Source organism: Leptotrichia sp. HMT-225, assembly GCF_030644325.1.
Lineage (GTDB): Bacteria > Fusobacteriota > Fusobacteriia > Fusobacteriales > Leptotrichiaceae > Leptotrichia > Leptotrichia massiliensis.
Genome location: NZ_CP130323.1, coordinates 1,816,780 through 1,828,705, shown reverse-complemented (window position 1 = coordinate 1,828,705; position 11,926 = coordinate 1,816,780). Strand labels below are relative to the sequence as shown.

At 31.2% G+C, this 11,926-nt stretch carries 13 protein-coding genes; all 13 read left to right on the top strand.

Going from position 1 to position 11,926, the window contains the following annotated elements:
- Positions 1-24 precede the first annotated feature (24 nt).
- The 13 genes from QU666_RS08855 to QU666_RS08795 all read left to right on the top strand — a co-directional run bounded on the left by QU666_RS08855 (position 25) and on the right by QU666_RS08795 (position 11,831).
- Positions 25-696 (top strand): uracil-DNA glycosylase, encoded by a 672-nt coding sequence (locus QU666_RS08855; protein ID WP_021768166.1) that lies wholly within the window; start codon positions 25-27, stop codon positions 694-696.
- Between the two features lie 144 nt (positions 697-840).
- Complete coding sequence (locus tag QU666_RS08850) at positions 841-1,410, top strand: GNAT family N-acetyltransferase (RefSeq protein WP_021768165.1); 570 nt, start codon at positions 841-843, stop codon at positions 1,408-1,410.
- A gap of 424 nt (positions 1,411-1,834) precedes the next feature.
- Positions 1,835-2,968, top strand: a complete 1,134-nt coding sequence (locus tag QU666_RS08845) for a PLP-dependent aspartate aminotransferase family protein (protein WP_036069774.1) — start codon at positions 1,835-1,837, stop codon at positions 2,966-2,968.
- A gap of 19 nt (positions 2,969-2,987) precedes the next feature.
- A complete protein-coding gene (locus QU666_RS08840) occupies positions 2,988-3,674 on the top strand; it encodes a thermonuclease family protein (RefSeq protein WP_021768163.1) in 687 nt (228 codons plus the stop codon).
- A 62-nt stretch (positions 3,675-3,736) separates the two neighbouring features.
- Complete coding sequence (obgE, locus tag QU666_RS08835) at positions 3,737-5,020, top strand: GTPase ObgE (RefSeq protein WP_021768162.1); 1,284 nt, start codon at positions 3,737-3,739, stop codon at positions 5,018-5,020.
- Positions 5,021-5,099: 79 nt separating this feature from the next.
- On the top strand, positions 5,100-6,017 hold the full coding sequence (gene miaA, locus QU666_RS08830) for a tRNA (adenosine(37)-N6)-dimethylallyltransferase MiaA (RefSeq protein ID WP_021768161.1): 918 nt from the start codon (positions 5,100-5,102) through the stop codon (positions 6,015-6,017).
- Positions 6,018-6,051: 34 nt separating this feature from the next.
- On the top strand, positions 6,052-6,507 hold the full coding sequence (locus QU666_RS08825; RefSeq protein WP_036069776.1) for a PTS sugar transporter subunit IIA: 456 nt from the start codon (positions 6,052-6,054) through the stop codon (positions 6,505-6,507).
- Between the two features lie 209 nt (positions 6,508-6,716).
- Complete coding sequence (locus QU666_RS08820) at positions 6,717-7,103, top strand: adhesion protein FadA (protein WP_021768159.1); 387 nt, start codon at positions 6,717-6,719, stop codon at positions 7,101-7,103.
- Positions 7,104-7,126: 23 nt separating this feature from the next.
- The gene (locus QU666_RS08815; RefSeq protein ID WP_021768158.1) at positions 7,127-7,513 is read left to right on the top strand and encodes a hypothetical protein; all 387 of its coding nucleotides are present in this window, start codon (positions 7,127-7,129) and stop codon (positions 7,511-7,513) included.
- 108 nt (positions 7,514-7,621) lie between these two features.
- Entirely contained in the window at positions 7,622-8,083 is a 462-nt protein-coding gene (locus tag QU666_RS08810) for a hypothetical protein (RefSeq protein ID WP_232218392.1), read from the top strand.
- 61 nt (positions 8,084-8,144) lie between these two features.
- Positions 8,145-8,342 carry a hypothetical protein gene (locus tag QU666_RS08805; RefSeq protein WP_026748477.1) on the top strand — a complete coding sequence of 66 codons (198 nt, stop codon included), beginning with the start codon at positions 8,145-8,147 and terminating at the stop codon, positions 8,340-8,342.
- Positions 8,315-8,839, top strand: coding sequence for an OmpA family protein (locus QU666_RS08800; protein ID WP_021768155.1), 525 nt, complete (start codon positions 8,315-8,317; stop codon positions 8,837-8,839). The genes QU666_RS08805 and QU666_RS08800 overlap by 28 nt, the downstream gene beginning before the upstream one ends.
- 295 nt (positions 8,840-9,134) lie before the next feature.
- Positions 9,135-11,831: a calcium-translocating P-type ATPase, PMCA-type gene (locus QU666_RS08795; RefSeq protein ID WP_021768154.1), complete on the top strand. Its 2,697-nt coding sequence runs from the start codon at positions 9,135-9,137 to the stop codon at positions 11,829-11,831.
- Positions 11,832-11,926: the final 95 nt, after the last annotated feature.

Here is an 11,926-nt window from a genome sequence, read left to right as displayed (position 1 = left end):
TTTAAGGAGAGGAATGATGGGAAAATGGTTAATATCGGAAATGACTGGGATGAAATTTTTAAAAAAGAAAAAGAATTTGAAAAAGATTATTATTTGGATTTGAGAAAATTTTTAGTAAAAGAATATAAGACGAAAACAATTTATCCTGATAAAAATGAGATTTTTTCTTCGTTTAAGTTGACTAGTTATAAGGATTGCAAAGTTGTAATTCTAGGACAAGATCCGTATCATGGCGAAAATCAGGCACATGGACTGGCATTTTCTGTAAAGCAGGGAGTTGCCTTGCCACCTTCCCTAAAAAATATTTATAAAGAAATTGAAAATGAATTTGGCTACAAAATGAGTAAAAATGGATTTCTTGAAAAATGGGCAAAACAGGGAGTCCTGCTTTTAAATACAGCACTTACTGTAGTTGCTGGAAATGCCAACTCACATTCAAAAATCGGATGGGAAATTTTTACAGATAATGTGATAAAATATTTAGATAGACGTGAAGACCCAATAATTTTCATACTTTGGGGAAATAACGCCAAAAGCAAGAAAGCCTTTATTGATACAAATAAACATTATATTCTGGAAAGTGTTCATCCAAGCCCATTATCTGCAAGCCGTGGATTTTTTGACTGTGGACACTTTAAGAAAGTTAATGATATTTTGAAAGAACTAGGGAAAGAGGAAATTGACTGGCAAATATAAAAATAAAAAAATTATAAAAATTTAGTAATATTGCTATCTAGAGGTCAAGTTCTCTTGTCCAAAAATAGAAAGTTACTGTATTAACAAAATTCCAAAGAATTTTTTAAAATGATTATTTAAATTTTATGAAAGGGAGGAGTTTTTGTGAATTTTAGAAAATCAACTTTTGATGATGTGGACAGAATTTTAGAAATCATCGAAAAAGCAAAAATTGAACTAAGGAAACTTGGTTTAGATCAATGGCAAAATGGATATCCAAATAGGGAAGTTATTGAAAATGATATAAAGTTGGGAATTAGTTATGTTCTTGAAGATATTGAAAAAAATAGAAATGAATTAGAATCAGAAAATTTAAAAAAAATTTTAGGAACAATTGTTTTATCGCCTGAAAAGGAAGAACCGTATTCCAAGATTGAAGGGAAATGGATATCAGATGATGATTATATCGTAATCCACAGGCTGGCAGTTAATTCTGAAATAAAGAATAAAGGAATTGCAACAAAGATATTAGAATTTTCAGAAAAAGAGTGTATAAAAAATAAAATACTCAGTATAAAAGCAGATACAAATGAAAATAATGAGCCTATGAAAAGGTTTCTTGAAAAAAACGGATTTAGTTATTGTGGTGTGATTTATTTGGATAGAGAGCCTGATGTTGGGGAAAAGAGAATTGCTTATGAGAAAATAATAAAAATACCACATAAATTATTTTAACTATTTGTTTTTAAACCTTCAAATGAAACATTTTTTATATTTTTTGATATATTCAATCTATAAAATAAAAGTCGTAGTCTAGCCATAGGTTCAGGATTTGCGGCAATGAGCAATCCTCCGAAAAAAATAATAAAAATAGTAAAACTATTATTAAATAAACTAACATTTAAAATATAAACTATATTGAGGACAATAAGTTTTAATTCCTTGCTAAACAGTATGAGATGGAGTGTTTTTTTGAAATAAAAAGATATTAAAAGAGATAAAAAAACAAATAATTAATAAAAACAACTTATAACATAAGAAGTATAAAAAATTATTAATTTGTATAATAAAAAATAAAAATTAAATATTTTAAGATTAGAACAGCGTCAAAAGTTTAGATGGTAAAATAGTAAAAAAAGAAATGGAGTGTGATAGTGTTATGAGATTTGAAACAAAAACGATACATGGGATAAGAAAAGAAAAGAAGAAGGAATTATGGGGAACAAATGTTAATTTTGCTTCAACTTTTCCTGTTGCGGAATTTGGAGTAACGCAGGAATTTGAATATTCAAGAGTTTCGGCTCCTACGAGAAACGAACTGGAAGAAATACTTGCTGCATTGGAAAATGGGAAATATGGGTATGCATTTTCATCGGGAATGGCGACTACAACGTCTGTATTTACAATGTTTGAAGCGGGAGATCATATTATTTTAGGTCAGGATATTTATGGTGGGACTTATAGGATTGTTCATGATATTTATTCAAAATTTGGATTAGAATATACTTTTGTCGATACAACTGATTTGGATAATATTAGAAATGCTATTAAAGAGAATACAAAGGCTATTTTTATTGAAACACCATCAAATCCATTGCTTGATGTTACGGATATGAGAGGAGTTGTAGAGATTGCAAAAGAGCATAACTTGATAACAATTGCAGACAATACTTTTATGACTCCGTATTTGCAAAAACCACTTGATTTTGGGATTGATATTGTAATTCATAGTGCAACTAAATTTTTATCTGGGCATCATGATTTGCTGGCTGGAGTTGCGATTACAAATGATGAGGAACTTGCGGAAAAAATTAAATTTTCACAAGTTGCGGCTGGAGCTTTAATTTCTCCATTTGACAGCTGGCTTTTGATGAGAAGTCTTAAAACATTAAAACTTAGAGTGGAAGCGGCACAAACGAATGCGGAAAAACTAATAGAATTTTTTCAAAGCCATGATGCAGTTGATAAAATTTACTATCCGACTTTGAATACAAATAAAGGTAAAAAAATTCATGAAAGTCAAGCAACAGGCGGAGGTTCAGTATTCTCATTTACTTTAAAGGACGATTCAAAAGTAAAAACGTTTTTTGAAAGCTTGAAAGTGGCGCTATTTGCAGCGAGTCTTGGTGGAGCAGAGACTTTGGTAACTCATCCAAGTACGATTACGCACGCCGAAATGCCTGATGAAGAAAAAGAGGCTAGAGGATTTACAAACTCATTGATAAGAATTGCAGTTGGATTTGAGAATATTGATGATTTGATTGAAGATTTTAAACAGGCATTGGAAAAATAAAGAATAAAGGAAAAAATAAATGGCAACAAAAAGAAGAAGAAAAACTGGAAGAAGTTCAAAAGTTGGAAATGAAAAATTAATTGCTGCGATAATTACTGTATTATTAGCAATATTTGGATTTGCATACAATGGAGTTAATTCAAAATCGAGTAAAAAAAGAGCAAAAACAATCAATTCCAAAAAAAGTACAGCTGCAAAAAGTACAAAAAATAATTCTTCAAATGCTAAAGTTGTGCAAAATCGAACTATTCTGAAAGGTTATCAAGCTATAAAAGTAAGTGATGGAGATACCATGAACATTCAGAAAGTGGAAAATGGAAAATTTACTGGAGAAGTTATAAAAATTAGAATGTTTGGAATTGATGCTCCTGAAAAGACGCAGGATTATGGTAACGAAAGCAAGCAGGCACTGGAAAAGCTGGTAAGTGGAAAAATACTTGAAATTGAGGAGAAAAACAGGGATAGATACGGCAGAACAGTTGCTGTAGTCTATGCTGATGGAAAAAATATAAATGAGGAAATGGTAAAGACTGGGAATGCGTGGTGGTATCAGGAATACGATAAAAATGATACTAGGATGCAGGCTTACCAGGAAAATGCCAAAAAGAATAAACTTGGACTGTTTGGGAAAAGAGGATATATAGAGCCGTGGAATTACAGAAGAGAGAAAAAAGCGGCATCAACGGGCAGAACTAAAAGTAAATAATGAGTTTAAGTAATTTTGTTAAATGAATAAAAAGAAGTGAAATTAAAGAAAAGGATGATAAGATGTTTATAGATGAAAGTGTAATTACGGTAATTTCCGGAAATGGAGGAGATGGAGCGGCTACATTTAGACGTGAAAAATTTGTTCAGTTTGGAGGGCCTGACGGTGGAGATGGCGGAAAAGGTGGAGATATCGTCTTTATCGCTGATCCAAATATTAACACGCTTGTAGATTTTAAGAGCAGTAAAAAATTTAAGGCACAAGACGGAACAAAAGGGGCTGCTGCACGTTCTACTGGGAAATCAGGGGAAGACTTGATTATAAAAGTTCCAGTTGGAACAATGATTAGAGATTTTGAAACAAATAAACTGCTGCTTGACTTGGACAATCCAAATGAAAAAGTAATATTTCTAAAAGGTGGAGATGGTGGACGTGGAAATATTCATTTCAAATCATCAGTGAAAAAAGCTCCAAGAATAGCGGAAAGTGGGCGTGAAGGTGTAGAGTTAAAAATAAAGCTGGAATTAAAACTGCTTGCTGATGTGGCTCTTGTGGGCTATCCAAGCGTAGGAAAATCAAGTTTTATTAATAAAGTGTCAGCTGCCAAATCAAAAGTTGCAAGTTACCATTTTACAACATTAAAGCCTAAATTAGGAGTTGTCAGAATGGGAGATGAGGAAAGTTTCGTAGTGGCGGATGTGCCAGGACTTATTGAAGGTGCTCACGAAGGAGTGGGACTTGGAGATAGATTTTTAAAGCATATTGAAAGATGTAAACTGATTATTCATATTGTGGATATTTCAGGACTTGATGGACGTGACCCTAAGGAAGATTTTGTAAAAATAAATCACGAATTAAAAAATTACAGCGAAAAGTTATCTCAAAAGAGGCAGATTGTAGTAGCAAATAAAATTGATATGCTCTATGAAGATAAAAAATACGATGAATTTGAAAAATTTGTGAAGGAAAATGGAGCAGAATACGTGTATCCAGTTTCTGTAATTGCAAATGATGGATTAAAGCCAGTTTTATCAAAGGCGTGGGAATTAATTCAAGAAATACCTAGAGAAGAGTTAGAAGAAGTTTATTCGGTTGAGGAACTAATTCAGGAAAATAACAAGAAAGAAGACTGGATTATTAAGAAAACAGCAGATAATGTATTTGAAATTGATGGGCGTATTGTGGATGATGTGCTGAGAAAATATGTATTTATAGGAGAAGAGGGGATAATAAATTTCCTTCAGAAAATGAGAAGTCTTGGAATGGAGACAGAGCTTGAAAAGGCTGGGGTTGAAGAAGGAGATATTATAATTATTGCTGGATATGAATTTGAATATGTGATTTAGTAATAAATTTTTATAAAAATATTTACAAAGAAAGAAAAATGTGGTTTACTTATAATGAGGGAGGATAAAAAATTAGAAAATGCAAAAAAAATTAAAAGGAATTGTTATTGCAGGTGCGACGGGAGTGGGGAAAACAGATTTGTCAATAAAACTTGCAAAACAATTAAATGCAGTGATTATATCGGCAGATGCATCTCAAGTTTATAAGGAACTAGATATTGGAACAGCAAAGATAACTCATGAAGAAATGCAGAGAATACCGCATTATATGATTGACATTGTAAATCCTGATGAAGATTATTCTGTGGGAGATTTTGAAAAAGCTGTAAATGCTATTTTGAATGAAAATTGTCAAAATACTGAAAAAAATATTATTATTGTAGGTGGAACAGGACTTTATATAAAATCAATTACAGATGGATTTGCACAGTTGCCGTCAAAAGATGAAAAAATTAGAGTTGATTTAGAAAGCAGGAATATAGAAGAATTACAGGAGATTTTAAAAAGTCTCGATAAAAAGTCTTATGATGAGATTGATTTATCCAACAAATTACGATTAGTCAGGGCTATTGAAGTTTGTCTTTTGACTGGCGGAAAATTTAGCGAATTGCGTGTTCAAAATGTCAAGAATAATAACTACGAATTTCTTAAAATCTTTCTTACACGGGATAGAAAAGAACTTTATGAGCGTATTAACAAGCGAGTGGAAATTATGATTTCAAAGGGGCTTGTTGAAGAAGCACACAAAATATATACGAAATATAACAAAAGTTGTTTCAAAATATCGTCAATAGGCTACAAGGAATTATTTTGCTATTTTGATGGGAAAATAACGTTAGAGGAAGCGATTGAAGAAATAAAAAAGGAAAGTCGAAGATATGCAAAAAGACAAATGACATGGTTCAAAAAAGAAAAAAACTATATTACTTATAATTTGTCAGAATTAACTGAAGATGAAGTAATAAAAGACATTTTTGAAAAATGGAAAAAATTTTAGAAAGGAGATTACAGGCTGTGTCCTGTATAAAATCATGAAGATATTAGAATATTTGACACCAGAAAGAGTAAAATTACATTTGACAGGAGAAACTAAAAAGGAAATTATTAAGGAAATGGCACAATTATTTGTGGAAAGCGGAGTGCTTGATTCAGAAGATCTGGAAGAATTTGTAAAAGAAATAAATGAAAGAGAAAAATTGACACCTACAGGAATGCAGGATGGAATAGCAATTCCGCATGCAAGAACACCGTTTGTAAAAAAACTTTCCCTTGCCTTAGGAATCTCTAATAAAGGTGTGGATTTTGAAAGTATGGATGGAGAACCTTCAAAATTAATTTTTATGATTGCAGCTCCAGAAGAAACAAAAAAACAACATTTAGATTTGTTAGCTGAAATTTCAAAACTAACATATGAAGAAGAATTAATTGAGCAAATGGAAAATGTAGATACAATAGAAGAAATTTTTGAAAAATTAAAAAATATTTAAAAACAATATTAATAAAGTATGTATATTTACTGATTTTATTTGATATTTTAAAATTAAAAAAAAATATTTTTGTATTTTATTTGAAAAATTAATTGTATTTTTTTATATAATTTGGTATAATATTAAATAAGTGATGATAGGTAAGTGATTTAACAGTGATTTCATATTCATTTATTGTTATGAAATTAAATAATTAGGAGGAAAATCGAATGAAAAAGACAATATTCTTTTTAGTTGGAATAATGATGGTTTCGTCAATAGGTTTCTCTGCTGAAAAAAAGACATTAGAAAGCAGCTTAAATTCAATTGAAAGTCAATTCAATGAATTAATGAAAAAAGAAGAAGCACAAAAAGAAAGCTATAGACAACAAAAAGCACAATTAGAAGCTGAAGTTGAAGATTTAAAATCTAAACAAGCTAATAGAGAAAAATTATTAGAAAAATTAAGAGTGGATTCAGAAGTTAGATGGCACAGAGACAAATATAAAAAAATACTGAATAATTCCGAAACTCTTTATAAAAATATAAACAAATCAATTGCAGCAAAAGAACAAAAAATTGCAGAATTGGATACATTATTATCAGTAATGAATTAATTGAAAGGAATGGTAATTAAAAGATGAAAGCAAAAAAATTATTATTGTGTGGAATAGTAGCAGTATTATCTGTGCCTATGATGGCAGCTTCTCCACAAGAAATATTAAAGCAAGCTAGAGATGATTACTACAAAAGTATAAAAGCACCTAAAGAACCAAAAATGACAACTGAAAAATTAGTTACAATTGATGAAGATGGTGTTGTAGAAGAAAAAGAAGTAGTTAAAAGAAAATCTCCAATTGAAAAATTAGAATACAACGCAGCTAAAGCAGCAGATAGAGTAGACTTTTATGAAAGAGTAGTAAGAAGTGTACAAAGAGAAGAAAAAGAATTAGGAGAATTTGATAGCGTTCTTGGAAGAGATGGCGTAAAAAATGCTCCAAAAAAATCTAGAAGAACAACTAAATAAGAATTAAAAAATCAAAAATTTAGTTATTTTGAAAGACAATATTTTTAATATAAAATATTATTCAGGAAAGGAAAATCGATGAAAAAAATATTAGGATTAGTAGCTGTAATGGTGTTAGCGATGAGTCAATTATCATTTTCAGCTCCAACAAATACTGATGCCGCTGTGCAAAGATTAGTTAAAGTAGCTAAACAAAGACAAGCACAACAAGCTAAACAAGCAGCAAAAGGTGTTGTGGAAGAAGAAGTTGTTGTTGTTCCAGTTGAAGAAGTAGTTGAAACAACTTCAGGTGTTAGCCAAGATGCACGTCAAAAAGCAGAAGCAGCAAGAGCACAAGCTGAAGCAAGAGCAGCAAAAGCTAAAGAAGCAGCTCAAAGAAGAGCAGAAACAAGAAACTTAAGAGCTCAAAGAAAAAATATGTCTGAAAGTAAAATGATGGATGTAGAAATTCAGAGAATTAGAAAAAGAGTAGATCAAATCAACAGTAATATTGAAAAATTTCATAAAACAAACGAAATGTTAGATCAAATGGAACAAAGATTAGATACTATTCAAAATAGAATGAACTAAGAGTTAAAACAAAGAGAGAAAATAAAAAATAAATTAGATGTTTAGAAAGGAAATGAAAAATATGAAAAAGTTAGCATTATTATTCGTAGGATTAGGAGCTTTGTCTTGTACAAACGCAAAATTAGTAGATTACAACACAACTAGATTGAATCATATTGAAGATTATTTAAAAGAAAACAAACCAAATCCAGGTAGCCAAAAATATAGATCATTAGAAAGAGAGGCTGAAACATGGTTAGACGAACAACAACAACAATAATTGCATTAGGGTTGTTAGTTGCTTCACCATTGATGGCAAGAAGGCTGACAACTACTCAAATGAGAGAAAATACAATTAGAATTAATGCTCTTGAGTTAGAAGAGCCAGCTCCAGAACCAATCCCAGAACCAGTACCAGAACCACCAAAAGAAGAAACATTTGTATTTGATTCTGGAAGATTGAACTTTGACTTCGATAAATCAGTAGTAAAACCACAATACTTTGAATTATTGAGAAACGTTAAAGACTATGCTGAACAAAATGACTTAAGATTAACAATTATAGGACATACAGATTCTAAAGGTACTGATGCTTATAATATGGCTTTAGGTATGAGAAGGGCAGTAGCAGTTAGAGATAAATTGATAGAATTTGGATTAGATCCTGCAAGAATCTTAAGTGTAGAATCAAGAGGAGAATCTGAACCAATCGCTCCAAATGATACTGAACAAGGAAGATTTGAAAACAGAAGAATTGAGTTCAAAGCTACAAAATAGTAAATATTAAATGGGAAGTATTTTATAAATTGTCTAGTTATTTCTTTATTGAAACAATTAGACAATTTTTTTGTAAAAAATTTTAGAATTATAGTGAAATAAAATTTATTTTAGTGTATAATATACCAAAATACTTTTAAAATTGAACTAATAATACTAAGCTCTATTTAAAAATAAAAATAATATTTTATTTATTTTGTGACAAGGAGTCTTGGCACTTGCGTAGTAGAAATTATAGTAAATATATTATTTTAATTGGGAATAGTATAAAATTAGAGAAAGAGGTGTAAAAATTATGTGGTTTACAAAATCACAAAATGATGTGTTAAAGGAGCTGAATGTTGATCCTAAAGTTGGTTTGACAACTGATGAGGTTAATGCTAGGCTTCAAAAATATGGACAAAATAAATTGAAAGGAAAACCTAAAAAGACATTATTACAGCTATTTATTGCACAGCTTCAGGATATGTTAATTTATGTATTAATTGCTGCGGCTGTAATAAACTTGATTGTGGATATTAAACATGGCTGGACGGATGCTTTGATTATAATGGCAGTAGTACTTATAAATGCGGTAGTTGGAGTGGTTCAGGAATCTAAGGCTGAAAAGGCACTTGAGGCACTACAGCAAATGACAACTCCTAAGAGCCTAGTTCGTAGGAATGGAGAAGTTATAGAGGTTAATTCGGAAGATTTAGTTCCAGGAGATATTTTGGTAATTGATGCAGGGAGATATATTCCAGCTGATGTAAGGCTTATAGAAAGTGCCAATTTACAAATTGAAGAGTCGGCACTTACAGGAGAATCTGTACCGAGTGAAAAAAATGCTGATTTTATTACAAAAGATGAAAAAATTCCTGTTGGAGATAAGGAGAATATGGCATTTATGTCAACCATGGCTACTTATGGACGTGGTGAAGGTGTCGTAGTTGCAACAGGAATGGAAACTGAAATTGGTAAAATTGCGAAAATACTTGATGAAGATGAAAGTACATTGACTCCGCTTCAAATAAAATTAGATGAATTGGGTAAAACACTTGGTTATATTGCAATGGGAATTTGTGCTGTGATATTTATTGTAGGGATTATTCAGAAACGTCCTATTTTGCAAATGTTTATGACTTCAATAAGTTTGGCAGTTGCTGCGATTCCTGAAGGACTTGTTGCAATTGTTGCAATTGTTCTTGCAATGGGTGTAAATAAAATGTCAAAGAAAAATGCGATTGTAAGAAAATTGCCTGCAGTTGAAACATTGGGAGCAGTAAATATAATCTGTTCTGATAAAACAGGAACACTGACGCAAAATAAAATGACAGTTGTAAAAACTTATACACTTGATAATTTGAGAGATATACCGTCAGAAGGCAGAGATTTTGTGGCAAATAAGGATGAAACTGAGTTAATCCGTTCGTTTGTTCTTTGTTCAGACGCTTCAATTGACAGCGGACAGGATATCGGAGATCCGACAGAAGTGGCACTGGTTGTACTGGGAGACAGGTTTAATCTTGAAAAAAATACTTTGAATGCAGAGTATAAAAGAGTTAGTGAAAATCCATTTGATTCAGACAGAAAATTAATGTCAACATTAAATGAAGAAGGAAGTGGAAAGTATAGAGTTCATACAAAAGGTGCTATTGACAATATTCTAGTAAGAGCAGATAAAATTTTAGTAGATGGAAAAATTGTTGCATTGACTGAGGAAATGAAAGAAAAAATATTAAAAGTTGCAACAGAAATGTCTGATGATGCACTTCGTGTGCTTGGAGTAGCTTTTAAAGATGTAGATGATGTAATTGCTCCTGAAGAAATGGAAAAAGAACTGGTTGTAGTTGGAATTGTTGGAATGATTGATCCGCCAAGAACAGAAGTTAAAGATTCAATAATGGAAGCAAAAAGTGCTGGAATTACTCCAATTATGATTACAGGAGATCACAAGAATACGGCAGTTGCTATTGCAAAAGAATTAGGAATTGCAACAGATATAAGCCAAAGTTTGACTGGTGCTGAGATTGATGAAATTTCAGATAAGGAATTTTCTAAAAATATTGGTAAATATAAAGTTTTTGCAAGGGTTTCCCCTGAACATAAGGTAAAAATTGTAAGAGCATTTAAGGAAAAAGGTAATATCGTTTCAATGACAGGAGATGGAGTAAATGATGCACCGTCGCTTAAATTTGCCGATATTGGTGTTGCTATGGGAATTACAGGAACTGATGTTTCCAAAGGTGCAAGTGATATGATTTTAACAGATGATAATTTTACTACAATTGTTCATGCAATTGAAGAAGGAAGAAACATTTATAACAATATCAAAAAAACGATAATTTTCTTGCTTTCATGTAATTTGGGAGAAATAATCTGTATTTTTCTTTCAACATTGCTAAATTGGGATTTGCCACTTGTTGCAACACAATTATTATGGGTAAACTTAGTTACTGATACTTTACCAGCGTTAGCACTTGGAATTGATCCAGGGGATAAGGATGTAATGAAACGTCAGCCAAGAAATCCTAAGGAAAGTTTCTTTTCTGAAGGTGCAGGAATGCGAGCAGTAATTGGTGGGACATTAATTGGTCTATTGACATTAATTGCATTTTATATCGGAATTAACGAAACTGGAATGATTGGGAACTTAGGGCAGTTGGAAGCAATGGCAAAAGCTGGAGATGCAGCTGCAAAACATGCCTTGACACAAGGTAGAACAATGGCATTTATCGTGCTTACGGTATCACAATTATTCTATTCGTTGACAATGAGAAACAGCCAAAAAACAATATTTGAAATTGGAATTTTCAAAAATAAATATTTAATTTATTCGATTATAATCGGAATTGCATTACAAATAGGATTAACTTCATTTGCACCAATTGCAAAAATATTTAAAGTAACAAACATTTCATTTGGAAATTGGGATGTAGTGCTAATATTTGCATTAATACCGTTTGCTGTAAATGAAATTATAAAATTAATTTCAAGAAAAAAAGCCAATTAAAAATCCATATAAACTTAACTTTTAATTTTTATAAAGTCTTGACAAATACTGAAAATGTGGTAACATATAGTAAATGATGTAATAAAAAGTTTGGA